This is a genomic window from Nitrosomonas sp. Nm33, assembly GCF_900107265.1.
In the GTDB taxonomy this organism is placed as follows: Bacteria; Pseudomonadota; Gammaproteobacteria; order Burkholderiales; family Nitrosomonadaceae; genus Nitrosomonas.
Window position 1 is genome coordinate 69,617 of record NZ_FNPJ01000001.1, and the last position, 23,648, is coordinate 93,264.

Annotated in this window: 27 protein-coding genes and 1 tRNA gene; 18 read left to right on the top strand and 10 right to left on the bottom strand. The window is 41.3% G+C overall.

Annotation, left to right across the window (positions count from 1 at the left end):
• Window positions 1-64 precede the first annotated feature (64 nt).
• Window positions 65-337, bottom strand: a complete 273-nt coding sequence (locus BLV54_RS00305; RefSeq protein WP_090566086.1) for an oxidative damage protection protein — start codon at window positions 335-337, stop codon at window positions 65-67.
• Window positions 338-686: 349 nt separating this feature from the next.
• On the opposite strand from BLV54_RS00305, the gene BLV54_RS00310 reads away from it, so the two are divergent.
• Complete coding sequence (locus BLV54_RS00310; RefSeq protein ID WP_218132274.1) at window positions 687-2,228, top strand: EAL domain-containing protein; 1,542 nt, start codon at window positions 687-689, stop codon at window positions 2,226-2,228.
• On the top strand, window positions 2,225-2,482 hold the full coding sequence (locus BLV54_RS16360) for a hypothetical protein (RefSeq protein ID WP_218132275.1): 258 nt from the start codon (window positions 2,225-2,227) through the stop codon (window positions 2,480-2,482). Before BLV54_RS00310 ends, BLV54_RS16360 begins: the two co-directional genes overlap by 4 nt.
• A 59-nt stretch (window positions 2,483-2,541) precedes the next feature.
• On the opposite strand, the gene argA is transcribed toward BLV54_RS16360, so the two are convergent.
• Window positions 2,542-3,876, bottom strand: a complete 1,335-nt coding sequence (argA, locus tag BLV54_RS00315) for an amino-acid N-acetyltransferase (RefSeq protein ID WP_090566090.1) — start codon at window positions 3,874-3,876, stop codon at window positions 2,542-2,544.
• A gap of 143 nt (window positions 3,877-4,019) precedes the next feature.
• Entirely contained in the window at window positions 4,020-4,781 is a 762-nt protein-coding gene (locus BLV54_RS00320) for a 16S rRNA (uracil(1498)-N(3))-methyltransferase (protein WP_090566094.1), read from the bottom strand.
• An 86-nt stretch (window positions 4,782-4,867) separates the two neighbouring features.
• Here BLV54_RS00320 and BLV54_RS00325 point away from each other — a divergent pair, with 86 nt between their 5' ends.
• The 4 genes from BLV54_RS00325 to BLV54_RS00350 all read left to right on the top strand — a co-directional run bounded on the left by BLV54_RS00325 (window position 4,868) and on the right by BLV54_RS00350 (window position 8,450).
• Window positions 4,868-5,422, top strand: coding sequence for a thioredoxin family protein (locus BLV54_RS00325; protein ID WP_090566096.1), 555 nt, complete (start codon window positions 4,868-4,870; stop codon window positions 5,420-5,422).
• Window position 5,423: 1 nt separating this feature from the next.
• On the top strand, window positions 5,424-6,230 hold the full coding sequence (locus BLV54_RS00330) for an inositol monophosphatase family protein (RefSeq protein ID WP_090566100.1): 807 nt from the start codon (window positions 5,424-5,426) through the stop codon (window positions 6,228-6,230).
• A gap of 992 nt (window positions 6,231-7,222) precedes the next feature.
• Window positions 7,223-7,606, top strand: coding sequence for a Co2+/Mg2+ efflux protein ApaG (gene apaG / locus BLV54_RS00345; RefSeq protein WP_090566106.1), 384 nt, complete (start codon window positions 7,223-7,225; stop codon window positions 7,604-7,606).
• A gap of 136 nt (window positions 7,607-7,742) precedes the next feature.
• A complete protein-coding gene (locus BLV54_RS00350; RefSeq protein ID WP_090566109.1) occupies window positions 7,743-8,450 on the top strand; it encodes an SAM-dependent methyltransferase in 708 nt (235 codons plus the stop codon).
• Window positions 8,451-8,609: 159 nt separating this feature from the next.
• On the opposite strand, the gene gloA is transcribed toward BLV54_RS00350, so the two are convergent.
• Together gloA and BLV54_RS00360 are read right to left on the bottom strand one after the other, a co-directional pair.
• Window positions 8,610-9,014 carry a lactoylglutathione lyase gene (gene gloA / locus BLV54_RS00355; RefSeq protein ID WP_090566112.1) on the bottom strand — a complete coding sequence of 135 codons (405 nt, stop codon included), beginning with the start codon at window positions 9,012-9,014 and terminating at the stop codon, window positions 8,610-8,612.
• Entirely contained in the window at window positions 9,014-9,202 is a 189-nt protein-coding gene (locus BLV54_RS00360) for a rubredoxin (protein ID WP_090566115.1), read from the bottom strand. Before BLV54_RS00360 ends, gloA begins: the two co-directional genes overlap by 1 nt.
• Window positions 9,203-9,254: 52 nt before the next feature.
• Between BLV54_RS00360 and thiD the strand changes: the two genes are divergently transcribed.
• The 3 genes from thiD to hemL are packed head-to-tail and all read left to right on the top strand — an operon-like array spanning window position 9,255 to window position 12,046.
• A complete protein-coding gene (gene thiD, locus BLV54_RS00365; protein WP_090566118.1) occupies window positions 9,255-10,085 on the top strand; it encodes a bifunctional hydroxymethylpyrimidine kinase/phosphomethylpyrimidine kinase in 831 nt (276 codons plus the stop codon).
• A 9-nt stretch (window positions 10,086-10,094) separates the two neighbouring features.
• Window positions 10,095-10,748: a thiamine phosphate synthase gene (gene thiE, locus BLV54_RS00370; RefSeq protein WP_090566121.1), complete on the top strand. Its 654-nt coding sequence runs from the start codon at window positions 10,095-10,097 to the stop codon at window positions 10,746-10,748.
• Window positions 10,749-10,762: 14 nt separating this feature from the next.
• Window positions 10,763-12,046, top strand: coding sequence for a glutamate-1-semialdehyde 2,1-aminomutase (hemL, locus tag BLV54_RS00375; RefSeq protein WP_090566124.1), 1,284 nt, complete (start codon window positions 10,763-10,765; stop codon window positions 12,044-12,046).
• Between the two features lie 81 nt (window positions 12,047-12,127).
• On the opposite strand, the gene BLV54_RS00380 is transcribed toward hemL, so the two are convergent.
• Window positions 12,128-12,805, bottom strand: a complete 678-nt coding sequence (locus BLV54_RS00380) for a c-type cytochrome (RefSeq protein ID WP_256328994.1) — start codon at window positions 12,803-12,805, stop codon at window positions 12,128-12,130.
• Window positions 12,806-13,557: 752 nt separating this feature from the next.
• Here BLV54_RS00380 and map point away from each other — a divergent pair.
• The 6 genes from map to BLV54_RS16610 all read left to right on the top strand — a co-directional run bounded on the left by map (window position 13,558) and on the right by BLV54_RS16610 (window position 17,886).
• A complete protein-coding gene (gene map / locus BLV54_RS00385; RefSeq protein ID WP_090566130.1) occupies window positions 13,558-14,367 on the top strand; it encodes a type I methionyl aminopeptidase in 810 nt (269 codons plus the stop codon).
• A gap of 49 nt (window positions 14,368-14,416) precedes the next feature.
• Window positions 14,417-15,139 (top strand): ribonuclease PH, encoded by a 723-nt coding sequence (rph, locus tag BLV54_RS00390; RefSeq protein ID WP_090566133.1) that lies wholly within the window; start codon window positions 14,417-14,419, stop codon window positions 15,137-15,139.
• A gap of 7 nt (window positions 15,140-15,146) precedes the next feature.
• Window positions 15,147-15,740 (top strand): RdgB/HAM1 family non-canonical purine NTP pyrophosphatase, encoded by a 594-nt coding sequence (gene rdgB, locus BLV54_RS00395; RefSeq protein ID WP_090566136.1) that lies wholly within the window; start codon window positions 15,147-15,149, stop codon window positions 15,738-15,740.
• A gap of 35 nt (window positions 15,741-15,775) precedes the next feature.
• On the top strand, window positions 15,776-17,023 hold the full coding sequence (gene hemW / locus BLV54_RS00400; protein WP_090566138.1) for a radical SAM family heme chaperone HemW: 1,248 nt from the start codon (window positions 15,776-15,778) through the stop codon (window positions 17,021-17,023).
• Window positions 17,024-17,089: 66 nt separating this feature from the next.
• Complete coding sequence (locus BLV54_RS16605; protein WP_256328995.1) at window positions 17,090-17,404, top strand: formate/nitrite transporter family protein; 315 nt, start codon at window positions 17,090-17,092, stop codon at window positions 17,402-17,404.
• A gap of 95 nt (window positions 17,405-17,499) precedes the next feature.
• Entirely contained in the window at window positions 17,500-17,886 is a 387-nt protein-coding gene (locus tag BLV54_RS16610; RefSeq protein WP_256328996.1) for a formate/nitrite transporter family protein, read from the top strand.
• Window positions 17,887-17,898: 12 nt separating this feature from the next.
• Here the strand turns inward: BLV54_RS16610 and BLV54_RS00410 are convergent, their stop codons facing one another.
• The 4 genes from BLV54_RS00410 to thiS form a co-directional block, all read right to left on the bottom strand.
• The gene (locus BLV54_RS00410; protein ID WP_090566142.1) at window positions 17,899-19,176 is read right to left on the bottom strand and encodes a flavin-containing monooxygenase; all 1,278 of its coding nucleotides are present in this window, start codon (window positions 19,174-19,176) and stop codon (window positions 17,899-17,901) included.
• Window positions 19,177-19,476: 300 nt separating this feature from the next.
• Entirely contained in the window at window positions 19,477-20,148 is a 672-nt protein-coding gene (gene trmB / locus BLV54_RS00415) for a tRNA (guanosine(46)-N7)-methyltransferase TrmB (RefSeq protein WP_090566146.1), read from the bottom strand.
• A gap of 42 nt (window positions 20,149-20,190) precedes the next feature.
• Window positions 20,191-20,982, bottom strand: a complete 792-nt coding sequence (locus tag BLV54_RS00420; protein WP_090566202.1) for a thiazole synthase — start codon at window positions 20,980-20,982, stop codon at window positions 20,191-20,193.
• Between the two features lie 86 nt (window positions 20,983-21,068).
• Window positions 21,069-21,272 (bottom strand): sulfur carrier protein ThiS, encoded by a 204-nt coding sequence (thiS, locus tag BLV54_RS00425; protein WP_090566149.1) that lies wholly within the window; start codon window positions 21,270-21,272, stop codon window positions 21,069-21,071.
• A 62-nt stretch (window positions 21,273-21,334) separates the two neighbouring features.
• Here thiS and BLV54_RS00430 point away from each other — a divergent pair.
• The 3 genes from BLV54_RS00430 to BLV54_RS00440 all read left to right on the top strand — a co-directional run bounded on the left by BLV54_RS00430 (window position 21,335) and on the right by BLV54_RS00440 (window position 23,645).
• Window positions 21,335-21,408: transfer RNA gene (locus BLV54_RS00430), tRNA-Gly, on the top strand.
• 90 nt (window positions 21,409-21,498) lie between these two features.
• Window positions 21,499-22,122: an ATP-dependent zinc protease family protein gene (locus BLV54_RS00435; RefSeq protein WP_090566152.1), complete on the top strand. Its 624-nt coding sequence runs from the start codon at window positions 21,499-21,501 to the stop codon at window positions 22,120-22,122.
• Window positions 22,119-23,645: an inactive transglutaminase family protein gene (locus BLV54_RS00440; protein ID WP_090566155.1), complete on the top strand. Its 1,527-nt coding sequence runs from the start codon at window positions 22,119-22,121 to the stop codon at window positions 23,643-23,645. Before BLV54_RS00435 ends, BLV54_RS00440 begins: the two co-directional genes overlap by 4 nt.
• The last annotated feature ends 3 nt before the right edge of the window (window positions 23,646-23,648 follow it).

Below are 23,648 nucleotides of genomic sequence, written 5' to 3' on the forward strand. Positions count from 1 at the left end.
ATCTTGTTTTTTGGTTGTAATCTATAATCTATTAAGACAGCGAGCTATCCCTCTTGTTTCAAGCTTACTTGTCAGGTGGAATATACCCTGCTGGCTGATCAGCACCATCACCAAAAAAATAGGCCTCCATTTGTGTTGTGAGATATTTACGTGCTTTGATATCAGCAAGATTCAGACGATATTCGTTAACGAGCATAGTCTGGTGCTGGATCCATTGGTGCCAAGCTTCTTTTGATACATTCTCATAGATTCGTTTTCCCAACTCACCTGGAAGGGGAGGAAAATCCAATCCTTCCGCTTCACGTTCCAGCTTGATACATTTCACTATTCTTGCCATTTTGTTACCCGAACAAGTTAATTGAAAAAGTTATATTTTCCTCAATTATAAGTCATATTAAAACAACTGCTTGTTAAAGCAGTTATTTAACTGCAGCACTTTGTAATTACATTCATTTTCATATTGATGTAATGATGATGTAATAAGTATTTCCTCATCTTAGCATTTCAACATTTAAAGTGAAGCATTTTGCACAGGGGGTGGCAAAGTTGAAATTGGATGTGAGATTAAGCAGCAGCTTTAGGCGTGCTGCGAAATTTTTCTTATATTTTGTTTTGGAGAAAAAAATTAACTTACAGGAACATGCCAGTGGATGATAACTTAATCGCGCATACAAAGGATATTCTTAATGTCTGACAATAAGTCTAATAAAGGTCAATTGCAACAGCTGATGAGCGCTGGCTTGCTGAATTGCGTTTTTCAGCCTATAAGTGATTTACAAGCAGGCGTTGTATTCGCCCATGAAGCATTGATCCGTGGCCCCAAAGATACGAATTTCCATAATCCTGATAAATTGTTCAAGCTGGCTGAAGAAGAAGGTCTGATTCTTGAGTTTGAGCTTCACTGTCTGCATCAAGCGCTGAGCCAATGGGGGCAGTTTCCTGAGCCTGGGCGATTATTTGTGAATCTTAGCGCTAATGCTCTCTTGCAAGCTAGTTCTATTCATGGTTCTGCCTCACTAGTAAACCTCATCCGTTCTTATGGTGTGCTGCCACGTATGTTAATATTAGAGATCACAGAGCATGAGCGAACAAGTGATATGGATCGCTTTCGTAAGGAAGCTCATTATCTTAACAGCGAAGGTATCTCTTTGGCGTTGGATGATTTTGGCGACGGACGCTCCAGCCTTAAACTATGGTCTGAAATCAAGCCTGCTTTTGTTAAAATTGACAAATATTTCACTAAGGAATTGGGGAATCGTACAGAAAATCTGCAAATGGTGCATGCTCTCAAATGCATCGCAGAGGTTTTTGGCACTCAATTAGTGGCGGAAGGCATTGAATCCGGTAGCGATTTACGAATATTACGTGACCTGCAACTGGCCTATGGTCAAGGGTATCTGCTAGGGTATCCTACATCCGTTCCCGCGCGGACAATAACAGCTGAATCTGCGAAAATTCTGAAGGACAAACAGATAGCAGTACTACCTCATTTACAGCAAAATGCACGGCCAAACATACTGCGCGGCCTAAAGGTAATCAAGGCACGAGCTGTCAGCCCCAATGCTCCTAACAGTGAAGTAGAATCACTGTTTCAAGCTTGTCCTGATCTTCATGCGCTGGCGGTCGTAGAAGATGAAAGGCCTATCGCGATGATTAACCGTGACCAGTTTATGAGCCAATACGCAACTATGTACTTTAGGGAGCTGAATGGTCGCAGACCGTGTAAAAAATTCGCCAATTATTCTCCTCGTCTGATTGAGTTAAATGAGGACGTAGATAACTTACTGGGCATATTAACATCGGAAGACCAGCGCTATTTGATAGAAGGGTTCATCGTTACGGATAATGGCCGTTATGTTGGCTTAGGTACAGGCGAGCAACTTGTTCGCGCCGTTACTGAGGCGCGCATAGAAGCCGCGCGCCATGCTAATCCGCTGACCTCTCTGCCAGGCAATATCCCCATTAGCTTACATATTCAGCGCTTACTGAACAGTGGTACTGAATTTGTAGCCTGTTATATTGATCTGAATCATTTCAAGCCTTTCAATGACCAATATGGTTACTGGCGTGGTGATGAAATGATTCGTCTGGCGGCACAAACGTGTTTGAGGTATTGTGACTCTTGTTGCGATTTTGTCGGGCATGTAGGGGGGATGATTTTGTCATTCTGTTTCAGAGTGCTGACTGGCAACCTCGCTGCGAACGCATCATTGATGATTTTGCGGTGAAAGCGCTCACATTGTTTGATGAGATTGCGCGGCTTGCTGGCGGTATCGAAGCAGAAGACAGGCACGGAGTAGTTCGTTTCTTCCCTTGCACAACATTGTCTGTTGGAGCAGTGTTAGTCAAGCCAAATGAGTTTGAAAAGGTGGAACAGGTAGCCAATGCAGCGGCTATTGCTAAACATCGGGCAAAAAATAGCTCAAGTGGTTTGTATATAGCAAAACGAGAAGCCGCAATCCCAGAGAAAGCAGCGATTTAACTTAGAAATCGCTGCTAAGTTAAATCATTGCACAGCGACTGCCTGCCACTACCCCAAATTTATATTTGCTTCATGAATACTTTTGAGCGACGTTGATAATTATAAAGACTCTGTTTGCTCTTAGGTAACTTATCGGGTGTTGTTTCTGTGAAACCCCGTTCGATGAACCAATGGGCTGTGCGCGTGGTTAGGACGAATAACTTAAGATAACCTTGTGCTAAGGCTTGCTGTTCGATATGTTTGAGTAAAGTACTGGCGCAGCCAGTTTTGCGATAGTGTGGATGGACAGCAAGGCAAGCCAACTCGCAAGCACCTTCATTAGGGAAAGGGTAAAGTGCAGCACAGGCAATGATCATATTATCGTGTTCCAGAACGGTAAAATGATCAATCTCGATCTCTAATAATTCACGGCTGCGTCTAACCAGCACGCCTTCATTTTCCAGTGGTTCGATTAATTGCAAAATACCACCTATATCTTCTATTTCAGCTTTGCGTATAGTTTGCAGGGGTCCTTGCGTGATCATGCTGCCGATACCCTCATGGGTAAATAATTCCTGCAACAAAGCACCTTCTATATGACGGCTGATCAGATGAACTCGCGCGACTCCATTTCCACAAGCATGTATTGCACAGGGGAGATATAACTGGATATCATCTGTTAAATCGATTGGCGTGCTGAATTTTTTTTGTACTGATTTTGCTTCCGCAATAGTCAATTCACGCCATAAAGTGCTACGATGTTCCGTAGATTCGCGCATGATGCCAAGGGGATTCATCAGAAAAATAAGTTTTTCTGCCCCAAGCGCAATAGCTACTTCGGTCGCAACATTTTCCAGCGTGAGATTGAAGATTTCGCCAGTGGGTGAGTAGCCGAGTGGCGAAAGTAAAACGATTTCTCCATTTTCCAAACGTGTGCGGATAACTGAGGTGTTAATTTTTCGTACTTCCCCACTATATATAAGATCAATGCCTTCAAGCACACCGATTGGGCGGGCTATAACGAAATTACCGCTAGCAACATGAATGGCGGCATTAGCCATGGGTGAATTGGGTAACCCCATAGACATCAAAGCTTCGATTTCGACACGAACTTTTCCAACTGCTTCTTTAACGCATTGAAGCGTGGCATTATCTGTCACTCGTATTCCATTTACATACATCGCTTCTAAGTTATGTTGTTGTAATTGGAATTCAATTTGTGGTCGCGCGCCATGCACCAGAATCAACTGGATTCCCAGGCTTGCTAATAGATTGAAATCGTGAACCAGTTCAACAAAATTGCCATCATCTACGACTTCGCCACCAAATGCGATCACAAAAGTTTTACTGCGAAATACTTTTATATAAGGCGCAACGGAACGGAACCAAGTGACAAAATCAGCATTGCGTGTCATGTTCAGATAATGTTGTTGTGAGTTTAATAATCACTTAGCTTTTTCATGGAGCATATTGATCAACAGCTATTTTATTAGAAGAAAAGCAATCTCATGTATTTTGAAGCAGAAAAGCTATTGTCTATGAATGTAAAAAAACTGATTCAATAATCTCCCCATAAGGCCTGCATGGCTGCTATCGCAGCGAGTGCTGCACTTTCAGTTCGTAATGTGCGCTGGCCTAAGCAAATTGAAACAAAGCCAGTCGCATAGGCTGCTTTTTCTTCTTCTGTCGTAAATCCTCCTTCCGGTCCAATAAGCAGTAACAGGGGTGTATCAATGCTTGGCAACGAAAATTCGGATAGACGCTTATTTGCTGTGAGTGAAAGCAAAAGTTTATAAGGGGATTTATTTTCTATATTATTTCGTTTGTTTTCAAATTGTTGACTAAACCAATCCGATAGTGTTAGCAATGGGTGTAGTTTCGGAATACGATTTCTACCACATTGTTCACAGGCAGCAATGATTACTTGTTGCCAATGCAATTGTCGTTTATTTGCACGTTCTTCTGAAAGTCTTACAACACTGCGAGTTGCTGTAATAGGCTGAATACAGTTAACACCGAGCTCTACCGATTTTTGTATGATCCAATCCATTTTCTCATTAGAACAAACAGCTTGTACCAAGCTGATAGAAAGAGGTGATTCACGTTCGATTGCGTGAAATTGCGAGAGAATCACCGTACTACCCGATTTATCAATATGATGGATTGATCCTGAAAATTCACCACCTTCTCCATTAAACAAAATCACTTTGTCACCTTGCTTAAGGCGTAACACGCGCGTGGCATGATGGCCTGTATTTATAGGCAAAGTGATAATTTGACCCGGTATCATAGGGCCAGGATAATAAAAACGTGCAGTCATGATGGATAGCGGTCTGAGAACAGGCTAATTATGATTTCATGATAATATAGCAAAGACTAACAAGACCTACGATAAGGAGAAAAATTATGGCAAGTCTTGAAACACCTGTTTGTGATTTTGGCTGGAAAGCAATTGATTTTGATTTGCCTGGAGTAGATGGCAAACGTTATAACCTAGCTGCTATAAAAGGTGAGAATGGATTACTAGTGATGTTTATTTGCAATCATTGCCCTTATGTCAAAGCAGTACGCGATCGTATCATACGGGACGTAAAAGAGCTGGCGGGATACGGTATAGGTGCGATCGCTATTATGTCGAATGATCCTAAGGATTATCCAGAAGATTCTTTTGACAACATGGTTAAAGTGGCCAAAGAGTATGGCTATCCTTTTCCTTACGTATGGGATGAAACCCAGGAAATTGCCAAAACCTATGGAGCAGTTTGTACACCGGATTTTTTTGGTTTCAATAATCGTCTAGAACTTCAGTATCGTGGACGATTGGATGCCTCTCGCAAGGAGGCGGCACCTAATGATGCGCGTCGTGACTTATTCGAGGCAATGGTGCAAGTTGCTCAAACGGGGCAGGGCCCTAAAGATCAAATACCGAGTATCGGCTGCTCGATCAAATGGCGAGATTAATATGCTGGAACAAGTCATTGCCGTCGTAAAAGACGTTGCACAAGAGGAAATTATGCCTCGATATATGCAAGTGGTGCGCCAGCGTAAAGCGGATGGTAGTTTTTATACTGAAGCTGATTTAGTAGCACAGGAAGTTTTACTGGATAAACTCCAAAAAATTTATCCTGTTGCAGTAATGGGTGAAGAAATGTCCATACAGGAACAACATGCCCAATGGGAAGCGGGAGATGCTGGGCTCTGGAGTGTTGATCCAATTGATGGTACCTCCAACTTTTTTAATGGCCTTCCTTATTTTGGGGTTTCCGTCGCATTGATGCGTAAAGGGCGGAGTATTTTGGGTGTTGTCTACAATCCTGTTACAAAAGAATTGTTTTATGCAGAAAAAGGTAAGGGCGCTTATCTTAATGGGATTCCATTGCCGTTGAGAAATCGTGAGACTCATCTGCGAAATGCGATAGCTAATGTCGATCTTAAGCGCCTTGATCGTAAATTGGCTGAGAAGATAGCTGCATATCCTCCCTATGCGTCACAGCGTAACTTTGGTGCTTGTGCTCTAGAATGGTGTTATACCGCTGCGGGCTATTTTGATTTGTATCTCCACGGCGGTCAGAAACCTTGGGATTATGCGGCGGGCTGTCTGATTTTGGAAGAAGCGGGCGGCTCCATGTGTAGCTTCGATCAGGATGATTATTGGGCAGGATCACCCTGGAGGCGCTCAGTGATTGCCGCGCTTGATCCTACATTGTTTAGGCAATGGCGTGATTGGGTAAGGGCGCATCATCAGAATAACGAAGCTTCTGCGGTGTAAGATGTTTTGTAGCAATCAAAAACTCAAAAAGAACAGATTGCAGCAGTGAAAATTCTTATTTTAGGGGCTGGACGAGTTGGCTCTACCGTTGCCGAAAGTTTGGTAAGTGAGGCAAACGATATCGCTGTGGTTAATATTGCCGCAAAGTAGCTAGCCTTGTTGCACGATCGAGCATTACAGGTGCTTGATTTTACTTCTGATAAAGTGAGTCTGATTGCTGTAAGGGCACTACAAAGAGTCATTGGTAGGACATTAACTACAGGCATTACGTAAGCATGTTCCCAATATCGATACTCGGATGGCAGCGATATTTTACAAAGATCATCCCATTATTCCTGAAAGAAGCCAATCCAATTATCTTTGTAGTATTCGTATTCTTATTTATTTAGCAAGCATGATTCTCATGATTTTGGTTCTGATATTAAGCGGTTTGGGCGAATGACAGTCTTTTCAGCCACAGCTGCAAGTATCAATAATCTGGGACCAAGACTCAATCAAACTGGATTAGCAACAATCTATGCTTCCTTGACAGATTTCCAGATCTGGTTCAGTAGCTTTGCCATGTTACTGGGAAGACTAGAGTTTTATACTCTTTTGATTATATTTACAGCTGCTTTCTGGAGAAAATAGTTTACTCAATACGATGGTAATAATGTCTTTAGTTTTACATTAAAAACCTTCACATGAATAAGGTTTACATATACTATTATTACAGTAATGATGATTTATATTGCCAATTTATGTATTAGATTTAAAAGATTTGTATATATTTTTATATAGTTAAATAACTTCAGAAAGAATCGCTTGTTGCCGCATTTCGCGGTTCATATTGTAGTACTGTATTTCTACGCATTTCTTAAAAGCTATCCTTGGGCATATATTATTCAGGAAATTACCAATTACTTTGGTAATTTAATATGATTTTTTAGAAATAACTAAATTTAGGTTAATAATTTATTCCAATTTGGAAAATAGTTTGCAATATATAAGCTATGAATGACGAAAAGAAATACGATATTAATGTATCGGTCAGTACCGCATATCTGCCCGAGCAATCAGATGAAGAAGCGGATCGCCACGTATTCTCTTATACCATTACTGTTTCCAACACAGGAAATGTGGCGTCGCAATTAATAAGCCGCCATTGGATCATTACTAGTGGAGATGGTAATATTCACGAGGTACGAGGCTTAGGTGTAGTGGGAGAACAACCACTGATTAAACCTGGTGATAGTTTCGAATATACAAGCGGTACAATGATTCCCTCCCTAGCCGGCACAATGAAGGGAAGTTATCAGATGGTTGCTGAGGATGGTTTTCATTTTACCGTAGATATTCCTGAATTCATTTTGAGTGTTCCAAGAGTACTTCATTAAATTTCTAGCATATCAGAGTGGCCCTGAGTTTCCTCGATAAATGTTTTTTCCAAAGATACTGTTTGGATAATTCTTATAGCAAGGAAATTTCGTTTCTACAATTTGACAGTAAAACTAGTTGGAGACAGTCTATAGTATGCATCCTGGCACACTTTTCCTTATACCAGCCCCATTGGGAGAAGCAGAGCTTGCTGACATCATTCCTGTAAATGTGCGGCAGCGTATTACCTGTCTCAAATATTTTATTGTTGAGCATCCTAAGACTGCTAGACATTTTCTGAAGAGAATTGAAGGTATGCGACCTTTACAGGAGGTTGAGATGCAGGTGTTAAATGAGCATACTCGATCTAATGAGCTAGACCGACTACTTCAGCCATTACTTGCAGGAAATGATATAGGGTTATTATCTGAAGCGGGTTGTCCAGCCGTTGCTGATCCAGGAGCAAATCTTGTGCGAATTGCACATCAAAAGAATGTGCCTATTGTTCCGCTTGTGGGGCCATCATCCATTTTATTAGCGTTAATGGCATCTGGATTGAATGGGCAAAGTTTTCGTTTTCATGGTTATTTGCCCATAAAAAACGAACTGCGTCTCAAAACAATTATCCAATTAGAGGAAGAATCAGCAAGGGCTAATCAAACCCAAATCTTTATAGAAACGCCATATCGAAATCAGAAATTGTTGGAGATATTAATCCAGAACTGCAATGATGAAACCGATTTATGTATTGCCAGTAATCTTACTTTAAAAGATGAATATATTGCTACAAAGAAAATCAAGGAATGGAGAAGTTATCTACCAGAAATCAATAAGAAACCTGCGGTTTTTTTATTGCACAGATAATTTGAAAGATTCTCTTGTCAGCTAGCAAAAATGAGTGCTGCTGTTACCATCGATTTATAAATCAGCTAATTATTCGTATATGCTAAACATCTTTTAGCATCATTCTTAATCCTGGTAACAGCAATTTAATAGTTTGATGTTCCTTATAAAGCTTATCCACTATATTGAAATTGATTCATTTACCTTTTTTTGAATAAACTCAATCTTATAACCATCAGGATCTTCAATAAATGCAATGACAGTAGAGCCGTGTTTCATTGGGCCAGCCTCACGCGTTACTTTTCCCCCTAAATTTTTTACTTTTTCACACATTTCATAAGCATTATCTACTTCTATTGCAATATGACCAAATGCTGTTCCAAGATCATATTTTTCTACACCCCAATTGTAAGTTAATTCTAAAACAGCATTTTCTGATTCATTTTGATAACCTACAAATACCAATGTAAATTTTCCATCTGGATATTCTTTCTGGCGCAAAACTTTCATACCCAGAATTTTGGTATAGAAATGAATAGATTTTTCGAGATTTCCTACCCTCAGCATCGTGTGAAGTATGCGCATTATATTTTTACCATTTCAAAGTCTTCTTTACGTGCGCCACATTCAGGGCAGGTCCAATTAATGGGTACATCTTCCCATCGTGTTCCAGGAGGAATTCCTTCGTGAGGTGAACCTTCGGCTTCATCATAGATATAACCACAGATCAAACACATGTATCGGTGATAAATCTGATTTTCATCGGTAGGCATGATAGATCAAAATATCCTTTTAAGTTAAAATTATATTTTACGGTATTATTGCATGTCCCAACCACCCCCAAAAGTATTATCATTTGCTGCAAGCGATCCAAGCGGAGGAGCAGGTATACAGGCTGATATTCTCACATTAGCAAGTATGGGTTGTCATCCACTTTCAGTTATTACTGCGATAACAATCCAAGATACTGTTGGCGTTGAGAATATAATGGCACTGGATTCTGAGTGGATTGCAGATCAGGCTCGTATCGTGCTAGAAGATATGCCAGTAGATGCTTTCAAAATAGGCTTGCTTGGCAGTGTTGAAGCTGTCGTAGCCATTGCTGAAGTGATTGCTGATTATCCAAATATCCCAGCGGTTCTTGATCCGGTGCTTGCTTCTGGTCGCGGCGATCCTCTTGCTAATGAGCAAATAATTACGGCCATACGCGATTTATTAATTCCACAAGTTACGATTATTACGCCAAATAGTATAGAAGCAAGGCGATTGGTACTTGAGAATGAGGATGAATTAGAGGTTATTGACTTAAAACAGAGTGCCGAGCGGTTATTGCAGATGGGATGTGAATATGCCCTGATTACGGGTACTCATGAAAATACAACTAAGGTAATTAATACGCTATATGATACTAACGGAGTTATCCGTGCGGATGAATGGCAGCGATTACCAGGTTCTTATCACGGATCGGGGTGTACGCTCTCGTCAGCGATTGCCGCTTCTCTCGCACATGGATTGCCTATTGCGGAAAGTGTTTATGAAGCACAAGATTATACTTGGCATGCGCTTAAATCAGGGTTTCGTCCTGGGATGGGTCAATATTTGCCAGATAGATTTTTCTGGGCGTGTGATGAGAGTGATCTAGAAGAGAAAAAATAGCTGCTTTTAATGATATCTCACGAAATTAATGGCTTATATGCCATTACACCTGATATTACGGATACAACACAACTATGTGTGATGACGCGTCAGGTACTCACAGCTGGTATTCAATATGTTCAATATCGAAATAAAATCGCTGATTACAGGCTGCGCCTGACTCAGGCAAGCGCACTATCCAAGCTTTGTAAGCAATATAGTGCCATCTTAATCATCAATGATCATTATGATCTGGCTATAGAAGTCGATGCAGACGGAATACATATTGGAAGAGAAGATATCACTATTATTGATGCTAGAAATTATCTAGGGCAAAACAAAATTATTGGCGTGTCCTGTTATAATCAGCTGGAGCTGGCTCTTGAGGCAGAAAGACAGGGCGCTGATTATGTTGCATTTGGTGCTTTTTTTCACTCAAAAACTAAAACTAATACGGTAAGAGCACCAATTGATTTGTTGTCTGAGGCAAAGAAGAAACTGAACATTCCCATCGTTGCAATTGGTGGCATTACTTTGGCTAATGCTGCTTCACTCATCATTCATGGAAGTGATTCTATTGCTGTTAGTCATGGGTTATTTGGTACTCAGAATATTCAATCTGTTGCAAAAAAATTTAACCAGTTATTTTTGAGGGCTGAACAGGCTTTTTCTCCATCACCTTAATGACGAGTAAGTAAATGACTTCACTTAATCAACAATTATATGAATTATCCCAGAAATATATTCCTGGGGGTGTTAACTCACCTGTGCGCGCTTTTAAATCTGTTGGTGGCACGCCTGTTTTTTTTAAACGTGGTCAAGGTGCTTATTTTTGGGATGTAGATGAAAAGTCCTACATAGATTATGTCGGATCATGGGGGCCGCTTATCCTTGGTCATGCTCATCCCAAAGTGGTCAAAGCAGTTCAGGAAGCAGCACAGAATGGATTATCCTTTGGTGCTCCTACTGAAACAGAACTAGAAATTGCTGAGCTGCTTTGCAAATTGCTTCCTTCGATAGAACAAGTGCGGTTGGTGAGTTCAGGTACCGAAGCTGGAATGAGTGCTATTCGCTTAGCACGTGGCTATACAGGTAGAAGTCATATTATTAAATTTGAGGGCTGTTATCACGGTCATGATGATGCCCTGTTGGTAAAAGCGGGTTCTGGTGCATTGACCTTTGGTCATCCTAGCTCAGCAGGTGTTCCAGCTGAAACTGCAGCACATACCATTGTACTAAGCTATAACGATGTTGCTGGTCTGGAAAAAACCTTTAATGAATTTGGCAAGGAAATTGCCGCCGCTATCGTTGAGCCAGTGGCAGGGAACATGAATCTGGTAAAAGCAGAGCCAGATTTTTTATTAGCCTTAAGAAGGCTATGCACGCAACATGGTAGCGTCCTGATTTTTGACGAAGTAATGACAGGTTTTCGCGTTGGTCTGGAATGTGCCCAAGGACTTTATCAGATTAAACCTGATCTTACGATACTAGGTAAAGTGATAGGTGGAGGTATGCCTCTAGCTGCATTCGGAGGGCGACGGGATATTATGCAGTGCCTGGCTCCACTTGGTGCGGTATATCAGGCAGGTACTTTATCTGGTAATCCTGTTGCGGTTGCAGCTGGATTGGCAACCCTTCGCGAAGTGCAAGCGCCTGGATTTTATGAAACGCTTGCAGCTAAAACGCAACAGCTGACTCAGGGTCTGACAGTCGTTGCAAACAAATACGGTGTGAATTTTTGTGCCGAATCTGTTGGTGGCATGTTCGGTTTATATTTTTGTAAAGAACTGCCCAAGAGTTTTGCAGATGTAATGGCATGCGATAAAGAAGCATTTAATCGCTTTTTCCATGCCATGTTACAAGAGGGGATTTATTTTGCACCATCTGCGTTTGAGGCTGGCTTCGTTTCTGCTATGCACAATAGCGAAGACATTGACAAAACATTGTTTGCAGCTGAACGTATTTTTAGTTCTTGGGTATAGGAATGTTAAATTACCCCTGATGGGGTAATTTAACAATTTTTTAATATAAAACTACACTTACTTTTACAGCAGAATCTCAGTTTACTGTAACGTTGCAATATATTCGGCTACAGCTTTTATTTCCTTCGCACTCATGCGTAGTACCACCTTTTGCATAGAGCTATTAATGTCATTAGCGCGAGCTCCCTGATAAAATGCTTCTAATTGTGAAACCGTATAGGCTGGTTGCTGGCCTGCGAGTTTAGGATAGTGAGGAGGGATACCTGCTCCGTTAGGGGAGTGACAGCTGGAACAAGCTGGCACATTATTTTCTAAATTTCCACCATTATATATTCTTTTACCTATTTCTAGTAATGATTTATCACCATCACTAATGATTTCAGGTTTGGTTTTTTGTTGAGCATAATAAGCACCGAGATTCTTCATATCATCCGCAGTGAGTGCTGAAACCATAGAGGCCATCACCGGACTATTACGTTTTGCAGGTGAATCACCTTCTACCTTGAAATCCATTAGTTGCTTGGTGATATACTCCGCATGCTGGCCAGCAAGAGTCGGGTTGCTTGGAATAACGCTATTGCCATCGGCATTATGGCAGCCAGCGCAAACACCCATAGCAATTTCTTTGCCTTTTTCAGGATCACCATGAGTACCAGGCGTATCGGCAAAAATTTGATGTGAAAATATAAATGCAAAAATGACTGCAGTATTTTTAATGACTTTCATATTTTGAAGGATTGATGATTTTAAGGTTTTCATAAAAAGAAAAGCGCTGAATTTAACCCGCATTCTAACAAGGTTTATTAATAACAGTAAACGGTTATAGTTAATAATCCATCAGAATGAAAATATTTTTCTTCTCATTAATGTTTGTTAATAGAGGAAATTTTTGATGATTATTCAGCTAGGATCAAATCAGATAAATAAAAGTGCATGTCTTACAATGACATCCAGAAAAAATAAAATTGTTATCTTCGAGAGTAGCATGCAAAATATAAAATATATTTGGTATTGATTTGTATCGAGTCAGAGCAGATATTCTAAAAATAGAGTAGGCAGCTATTTAAGTGAGTTGCCTGCAGGAGAGATCGTTAAGTATGGGTAAACTTCTTTCTCTCAAACCACAGAATGCGAGATCGAAAGACAAATTAATAAGTAGTGGAAATTTAATATACCTTATCAACATATTGAGGGTAATAAGTACAACCAATGGCATAATACCCTATCATTCGACATACTACGTGACCAGTCAGTAGTGGCGCAATTGATGAAGGAACTGAAAAGCAAGGGTATTTCAAACATAAATATTAATAAATTGAATTTTGAGCAAGTAAAATTCATTCTTCTCAATTCCCTTAAAGAAGTAAAAAACTCTTATGTTTGTCCAACAGTTTCCTGATAGTAAACTGGAAATACTAGAATGGGAGTACTTTAGTGACAGAAATAAGCTCTAAAATATAAAAAATGAAGAATTTTGTTATGTAATAGTTGGATTATTGAGAAAAAATATTGTGACGGTTCATATAAAAACTTCTGAAGAAATTGAGAAAATGCGGATAGCCGGAAGATTAGCGTCTGAGGTGCTTGATTACATTACACCTTATGTTGCTCCGGGTATTACGACTGGTGAGCTTGATAAGCTTTGCCACGACTATATGGTCGATGTTCAAAAAACTATACCTGCGCCACTTAATTATGCTCCCCCAGGGTATAGTCCTTTCCCCAAATCAATCTGTACCTCAGTTAACCATCAGGTTTGTCATGGCATACCAGGAGATAAAAAATTGAAAGAGGGGGATATCGTCAATATTGATGTGACGGTAATCTATAATGGATATCATGGTGATACCAGCCGCATGTATTATGTTGGACAACCATCGATACAGGCCAGGCGCTTGTGTGAGGTGACTTATGAATCGATGTGGCGGGGGATAGAAGAAATCAGGCCTGGTAAACATTTGGGCGATATTGGTCATGTCATTCAGCGCATGGCTGAGGGTGCGGGTTATAGCGTAGTAAGAGAATTTTGTGGTCATGGTATTGGTGCAGAATTTCATGAGGATCCCCAGGTTCTTCATTATGGTCGTCCTGGAACAGGTCTGATGCTTAAAGCCGGCATGATTTTTACAGTAGAACCTATGATCAATGCGGGTAAGGCGGCCATCCGTGCGCTACCTGATGGTTGGACAGTGATTACGAAAGATCGCAGCTTATCAGCCCAATGGGAACATACAGTGTTGGTTACCGAGAATGGTTATGAGATATTAACAATATCAACAGGCTCTCCACCCAAACCAACCTCTTATCGTTTTGCTACCTGAATACCTGGCTTAATTGTATATAAAAAATCTTTGATAACAGATTCCAATAATGTTCCGTCAAAATAATCGTGCTACTACTCAAATTCGCCCGGTCAAGATTACTCGTCGTTATACCAAGCATGCTGAAGGAGCTGTACTCATTGAATGTGGAGATACCAGAGTCGTGTGTACTGCAAGTATTGCCGACAAAGTTCCTCCCTTTCTTAAGGGATCAGGGCAGGGATGGCTGACTGCTGAGTATGGTATGCTGCCCTGCTCGACGAATGAGCGTATGCAGCGAGAAGCTGCAAAAGGCAAACAATCAGGGCGTACCATGGAAATTCAACGCTTGATAGGGCGGGCATTACGCTCAATCATTAATTTGGAGGAATTAGGAGAGCGAACCATTCAGATTGACTGTGACGTCATACAAGCAGATGGTGGAACCAGGACAACAAGTATTACTGGTGCATTTGTAGCGCTATATGATGCAGTCGAATCTCTACTGGCACAACGCTTAATCGTAAGCAATCCAATTCGAGATCACGTTGCAGCTATCTCAGTGGGCATGCATGATGGTGTGCCATTGGTTGATCTGGATTATTCCGAAGATTCTACTTGTGATACTGATATGAATGTTGTGATGACAGGAAGTCTCGATTTGGTAGAAGTACAAGGAACCGCTGAAGGCGCAGCATTCAGTCGGAAAGAGCTGAATGCTATGTTAGATTTGGCTCAACAGGGAATACAGGAACTGATCACCTTGCAAAAAACAGTACTTGCATTGGATTAATTAAACTATGCAAGAGCTCGTCATTGCTAGTAATAACTCAGGCAAGCTAAGAGAAATACAACAATTACTTGCGCCACTTGGAATTGTAGTCATACCCCAATCGAATTTAGGGGTGACTGAAATTGAAGAGCCTTACGGCACCTTTGTTGAGAATGCACTTGCCAAAGCACGTCACGCTAGCCGAGTTACTGGTTTACCTGCGCTTGCAGATGATTCTGGTATTTGTGTCAATGTTCTGGGCGGTGCGCCTGGTGTATTTTCTGCCCGCTATGCAGGGGAGTCTAGGTCAGACGAACGTAACAATCAAAAGCTAATCAGTATATTGAAAAATCAACCAGATCGGCGTGCCTATTACTATTGTATTATCGTCTTGGTAAGGCACGCCGACGATCCACAGCCAATTATCGCCGATGGTAGCTGGCATGGCGAGATCATGCTGGAGCCGCGTGGGGAAGGGGGATTTGGATACGATCCGTATTTTTTCTTGCCCGAATTGAATAAAACAGCGGCAGAGCTTCCCATGGAGCAAAAGAATCTGATCAGCCATCGTGGAAAAGCGCTCAGAAAGTTAAGCGAGTTTCTCGCGTTTACCAAACTCTGATCATTTTTGCATCGAAAATAAGCATTTGATTGATCATGACAGCAGCTATTTCTGTTTCATCCCTATTTAGTACGCAATCGCCCAAACTCACAGCTTTACCGCCATTGAGCCTTTATGTTCACATTCCATGGTGTGTTAAAAAATGCCCATATTGTGATTTTAATTCGCACGAAATTGGCAAAAAGGGGAATGCATTGCCTGAAGATGAGTATGTATCAGCACTTATCCGTGATCTGGAAATGGCATTACCTCAAATCTGGGGACGACCTGTCAGCAGTGTGTTTCTGGGGGGTGGAACGCCTAGTTTATTAAGCGCGCAAGCTGTTGATAAAATTCTTACCCACGTAAGAATGCTATTACCACTAGAACTTTCTACCGAAATTACGCTGGAAGCCAACCCCGGCACATTCGAGGCACAAAAATTTGCAGATTTCCGTGCTGCGGGGATCAATCGTCTGTCTATCGGTGTTCAAAGCTTCAATCCCAGGCACTTGCAAGCACTGGGGCGAATACATGATGATAAAGAAGCGCATCATGCAATCGAGATTGCATTAAAAAATTTTGATAACGTGAACCTTGATCTGATGTATGCATTACCAGATCAAACCTTGGAAGAAGCACGTCATGATATTGCATTTGCATGCGCATCAGGGGTTCAACATATATCAGCTTACCATTTGACACTGGAACCTAATACGCTATTTTATCGCTTTCCCCCTACGTTGCCAGATGATGATCTCGCTGCAGAGATGCAATTGATGATTGAACAGACAGTATCAAGTCGGGGTTACGCAAACTACGAGACTTCGGCATTTGCCAAACCTAATTATCAATCACGTCACAATCTAAATTACTGGCAATTTGGCGATTATTTGGGGATCGGTGCGGGGGCGCACAGTAAAATTAGTTTCCAGCATAAGATAATACGACAAATGCGCTATAAACAACCCAGGCAATATCTTACGAAAATCTTAGCCAAGGATGGCGCCTTAGGTGATCCGATACAATCTGAACACGAAATTCAGGGGGAAGATCGAGCATTTGAATTCATGATGAATGCGCTTCGTTTAATCAGCGGCTTCCAGGTCGAAAGCTTTCAGGCGCGGACTGGCTTGCCCATTACCGCTATTCAACAACAACTGAAAGAAGCAGAGCAACGAGGTTTAATCAGCTGGGATCATCATTGCATCATGCCATCGCTAACCGGTAGACGTTTTTTGAATGATTTACTGCAGATATTTTTACCAGAAAAGCGTAAAAATTGTATCCAGATCAATGATTAATATAAATTGTTCTTAACCATCAAATTTTGTAATTCCAGAGAAGTATAACCGGCAAGGGTAAATCTAATGGCTTACGTGAAACTCGAAGATGTTGTCGAGAATATGCTGAATGTAGGCGCCAAAAAAGCAGTGCTTTCAGTTAAGGATATGCTGATTCGTGGTGCTTTAGCCGGCGCTTTCCTCGGTTATGCAGCGAGCCTCGCTGCTGTCGCTACGACACAAACTGGACTGGGTATTGCCGGCGCCATTATTTTTCCTGTCGGTCTAGTCATGATTGTTCTCCTCGGACTTGAGCTGGCGACTGGAAATTTTGCTTTAATACCCATTGCCGTCAAGGATGGCAGAGCTCAATTCAACCGCCTGATTCATAACTGGTTCTAGGTATTGATTGGTAATCTAATAGGAAGTGTATCGTATGCATTTCTTTTTTTCTGGTAGTAACCAAAGCAGGTCATATTGATCCCACAACCATCAATATGGCGATGAGGATAGTAGCAACAACTGAGCAAAAAACAATTGCTTATGCTGACATCGGATTAGGCGGCACTATTTCTGCGTTTACCAGCGCGATGCTTTGTAACTGGATGATAGCATTAGGTGCTGTTATCGCATTTACGTCAACCACGACGGGTGGCAAAATTGCTGCCATTTGGTTACCTATCATGACTTTTTTTGCATTGGGCTATGAGCATGCCATTGTAAATATGTTTGTCATCCCTGCAGGTATGTTATTAGGGGCAAACATTACGATTACTGACTGGTGGCTTTGGAATGGATTTCCAGTCATTTTGGGTAATATCGTAGGAGGAATGATTTTTACCGGTTTTGCACTTTATTTGACAGGCGCAAGACATAAAGAATAATGTTCAATTAAGTTACCCCCGGTTTTGCCGGAGTACTTGGTACAGTTTCTTTAAATACGGAAAATAGTGCACTTCGATGGAGTGGCGTGGGTGTCGGATAAATTGCTGTTCTAAATATTTACCTTCAATGTATGCCTGTTCACGCCAGTTCATTGGGAGTTGTATTTTATTGGTAATCAGTTGAGCAGTTAGCTTGGCTTGGATCTCAGAAAGTGGCCATATGCAGCCCTGTGGTTGAATCAATCCGATAAAAATCAGAGTGGGGTGCTTAGGATGAAACATCCGAAGATAGAGCGGAATGTTGGTTACATTTTCCCAGTTAATGAAAGTCGAATCAAAAAAAGGAAAACTAATCTTATAACCGGTGGCCGCTATGATCACGTCGTATCTAGCAGAAGAGTCATCAGCAAAAAATACGGTTTGGCCTGAAATTTCTTTGATCCCCTGACGGGGATGTACTTTCCCATGCCGTATTTTGTCTAGTAATTCAGAGTTGATGGTGGGATGGGCTTGGGTGGGTGAAAAATCTGGTTCGGGTAATTGATAATCACGGTAGCGTCCAATCTGAATACGAAGAGAAATCTTCTGGAATATGTCTTGGATATTTTGTGGTAACCATTGAAATGAAGCAGCGAAAGAATCGGTAGGTTGCCCCATAACAAACTTGGGAATAATATACTGTGGGGAGCGGAGACTGATATCCACTCGTGCAGCAACACGGCTGGTTTCAACAGCACAATCACAGCCAGAGTTGCCAGCACCTACTACCAATACCTGTTTGCCTTCAAATTCCCGATTCGATTTGTAGTCGTGGGCATGTAGATATTCTCCCATGAAGTCATCCTTCCAAGAAGGGGAGCGTGGTACCGAATGATGGCCATTGGCTATCAAAAGATAATCAAAATCTGCCCTGGTACCATCATTCAGATACAGCCGCCAGCCTTCTTTTTCGATTCTTTCTACATGGAGCACAGTAGTATTAAATCGAATATATTTTTCCAGATGAAAATGCTTGGTATAGGCTTGAAAATATGCAAGTACCTGCTGATGACTTGGATAATCAGGATAATCATCGGGCATCGGGAAGTCGCTGAACTGCGACATCGATTTGCTGGAAATAATATGAGTTGTTTCGCAAATGCTGCTATGGCTCTTGTTGGCCGTAAATATCCAATTTCCACCAATCTGGTCATTTTTCTCGAAGCAAGTAATTTCTTCTAGACCAGCTTCAATCAAATTTTTTATGGTAGTCAGGCCAGAACAGCCTGCACCGATAATAGCAATTCTCATAAACTATTAAACTTGGATTTCTCAGTAGGACGGGATGGAGTATGTGATTTTATTATAGACTTTCCGGTCAGGGCCTGGGTGGAGTACATGAGCATTTCTAGCTGACCGCACAAATTTAACTAAACAGCGTACACATAAATATATCGTATTACTTAGAACCACTTTATAGCAAAGGCAGTAAAAGCAGGATAACAATAATTTTGATCAGCAGTATCTGAAGTTGAATGGGATAGGATAAAAGAGTGCTGAGAGTTATCTGGTTTTGCAATAAGGAGCGGATTCAAAAAAACTGTATTGACGTTATTTTCTGGTAAAAATTAAATCCCACACGTTATGTCCTAATCGTAAACCACGTTGCTCAAATTTTGTCAGTGGGCGATATTGGGGGCGCACGACGAAATCAGTTGTCGTATTAGTAAGAAATGCTTCGTTATTAAGAACGAATAAAATCTGTTCAGCATAGTCTTTCCAATCGGTGGCAACATGAATATAACCACCTGATTTCAAATGCTTGCATAAAAGTGAAACAAAAGCAGGTTGAATTAACCGGCGCTTATGATGTCGCGTTTTGGGCCAGGGATCGGGAAAAAAAATATGAACACCGTCGAGCGATTCAGTTGGCAACATGTGCTGCAAAACTTCGACTGCATCATGTTGAATAATGCGTAAGTTCGTCAATTCAAGTATTTTGATTTGACTAAGTAGACTACCTACTCCTGGCGTATGAACTTCTAACGCTACATAGTCATTTTGGGGGTACTGTTGAGCAATAGTGGCTGTGGTTTCTCCCATGCCAGAGCCTATTTCCAGAATTTTGGGAGCACTGCGTCCAAAAACCTTTTCAAGATTTAGTTGCTTTGTAGAAAAAGGAATTCCGAATTCTGGTAGCAGCGTTTCATAGGCATTGCGCTGGGCATTTGAGATACGGCCCTGGCGAAGTACATAACTACGAATAGAGCTCACTGATGACAAAATATCGTCGTTTAAATTAATTTTATATAGCTGGATGAAAGATCACTTCGACTGGGCCGGTAAAATGCCTTCAAGCGGTGAACTTGGATTTGCGCTATAAGGTTTTTTTGCCATGCGCCCCGCTAGATAGGCTTCGCGGCCTGCTTCTACAGCTTTACGCATGGCTGAGGCCATCATAATTGGATTTTGTGCAGTAGCGATAGCAGTATTCATTAACACACCATCACAGCCCAGTTCCATCGCGATTGCTGCGTCAGATGCAGTTCCAACACCGGCATCTACCAAAACAGGGATTTTGGTGTTATCAATGATAATCTGCAAATTCCATGGGTTGAGAATACCCATTCCAGATCCTATTAGTGACGCTAAAGGCATAATGGCGACACAACCAATTTCTTCCAACTGCTTAGCAACAATAGGATCGTCCGAGGTATAAACCATTACTTGAAAATTCTCCTTGACAAGAATTTCTGCAGCCTTAATGGTTTCTACCACATTAGGGAATAATGTCTTTGGATCACCGAGTACTTCTAGTTTTACCAGGGAGTGTCCATTAAGCAATTCTCTTGCAAGCCGTAAGGTGCGGATTGCCTCATCTGCTGAATAACAACCAGCAGTATTAGGTAGCAATGTATATTGAGTCGGTGGCAGAACATCCAGCAGATTGGGCTCGTTAGGATTTTGTCCAATGTTAGTCCGCCGGATTGCTATGGTTATGATTTGTGCGCCACTGGCTTCAATGGCAGCACGGGTTTCGTTGAAATCTTTATATTTGCCAGTACCGACCAAAAGTCGGGATGAGTAATGTTTATCAGCAACGATGAAATCATCCATGAAATCAGCTTTTATTGAAATTGTAGGTTGCATGTAGAATAGCAAAACGTTTGATATTGATTTGATATTCGAATTAATGTAAAAAATTATCCTCCACCCACTGCCACAACAATTTCTAGTTGATCTCCATCAGACAGTGTTTGTTCGGAAAATTGACTTCGAGGGACGATTTCACCATTACGCTCGATAGCGATACGCTTATTCTGTAGCGACAGGTGTTCAACTAGTTGCTGAAGGCTTAAAGAGTTGTCAAAATGCTGAGGTTGACCATTAATGGTGACTTGTAACATTTGAAATACGTTTTTAGTGTAAGGTAAATTCAAAGATTCATTTAATTATATAATTTTATCATGCGGGTGTAGCTCAATGGTAGAGTAGAAGCTTCCCAAGCTTACGACGAGGGTTCGATTCCCTTCACCCGCTCCATTGTCATTTTCTGGCAATAAAAGCATGCGGGGTGTGGCTTATTGATAATATAATATCAGTATTTTGATCAAATAATCTCGGATCGTCTTGATGATTAAAATCCTACAGGGACAGTTTTACTGTTTTTTAGCAATTGTTTTGCTAGTAGCAAGCGATTCAGTGTTAAGTGATAATAAAACCGATCAACCTGAGCTACGTGATAATAAAATCGATCAACCTGAGCTGCGACATATCCTTGGATGGGTAGAATCTATTCGATTGGAGCCATGGGGTCTGAAAATGCTTGCCCGTATAGATACTGGGGCAAATACCTCGTCTATGAGTGCACGTGATATTCATCAATTTAATAAAGGAAATAAAGATTGGGTGCGATTTACTCTCGATTTTGGAACTGAAAAGGGTAAACCTAATCGGACTATCGAAATTGAACGCCCCATCCTTCGTTCACATAAGATAAAACAACATAGCGGAATTCCACAAGTACGCCTTGTTGTTGCGATGGACATTTGTTTAGCAAACGAAGTACGTAATGTTGAATTTAATCTTATCGATCGTCGAGCCTTAAATTATCCCATTCTGCTTGGACGCAGAGCGCTTGCGGGTGTTGCTCTGGTTGATTCGTCGCGCACTCATCTTAGTAAGGCTGATTGCGGTCACGTAAAGAAAAAGAAGAAAAAGCATGATCAACCAGATGAGTTGACTATCACTGAATGAGACAGCTTCATTTATTACTCCTGGTTATAGTATTGTGTGCGATAGGGCTAGGTTTAGCTACTTATAAAGTAACAACACTGGGATTGCCTCTAACAGCTTCTGAGAAAGCAGAAGTCTGGAATGTAGAAGCGCGTATTATTTTTCGCGCAAAACCCGATACCAGCGTAAAAGTGAGTTTACCGCTCCTTTTTAATCCTTCTGGCTATACTATTCTGGACGAGGATTTCGTCGCAGCCAATTATGGATTGGCAATTGAACAAGACGATAGTGGACGTACAGCTCTGTGGGCAAAGCGGCGCGCGGAAGGAAAACAATTATTATTCTATCGCGCAATAATATACGAGGATGCTGAAAAGACAACCGATTCAGGTAAACCGCCAGTTTATCCATCAATACCAGATTATCCTGAGAATTTCCGACCAATTATCCAAGGGCTGCTCGATAAGGCGCGACAGCAATCTGCAGATACGGTTTCTTTTGCACAACAAGTCATTAAGCAATTAAACGCTACATCACCAGCACCAGAGCTAAAATTGCTGCTTGAGCATATAAATAATTCCCGTAATCTTGCTAAAGGTATTCACTGGATTTTAGCAGGAGCTCGCATTCCTACTCGAATTATTCAAGGTCTTCGTCTAGAAGATGGTAGGCGTTATTCTGAATTGGAGTCCTGGATACAAGTTCATAATGGTAAGCAATGGCGCACACTCAATATAAAGGATGGTCAGGAAGGTCTGCCTTCTAATTTTATCATATGGCAAATTGGCGATCAGAAAGCCTTTTCTGTCGAGGGGGGAAATGAAATAGGTCTTCAATTTTCTGTAGCAAAAACACTACGGGAATTGGTGGATATTGCAGAATCACGTGCGGTGTTGAAGGGATCACATCTGATGGAGTTTTCCTTATATTCATTGCCGGTTCAAAGTCAGAATGTATATAAGATATTACTAATGGTACCTTTAGGGGCGTTTGTTGTCGTTTTAATGCGCAATCTAATTGGGATTAAAACCTTTGGGACATTTATGCCGGTATTGATCGCACTGGCTCTCCGAGAGACAGAGCTGGCCTGGGGGTTACTGCTGTTTTGTTTGATTGTTGGATTAGGGCTATTATTGCGTGCTTATGTAGATCGATTGAAGCTATTGCTTATTCCGCGATTGGCTTCTGTGTTGACGATGGTAGTGCTTCTCATGACGAGTATCAGCGTTATCATGCACAAACTTGGACTTGAAATGGGGCTATCAGTAGCATTATTTCCAATGGTAATCATGACTATGACCATAGAACGGATGTCTCTCACATGGGATGAGGCTGGTCCCGCAGAAGCATTTAAACAGGGCGCAGGAAGCTTGCTGGTGGCAACGATTGGCTATCTGGTGATGAATATCCATGCTTTACAACATTTAATATTTGTATTTCCTGAATTATTGCTTGTTGTATTGGCAGCCATGCTATTATTTGGTCGGTATTCCGGATATCGATTGACAGAGCTGTGGCGCTTCCGGGCTTTAGCCAAACGCTAAAAA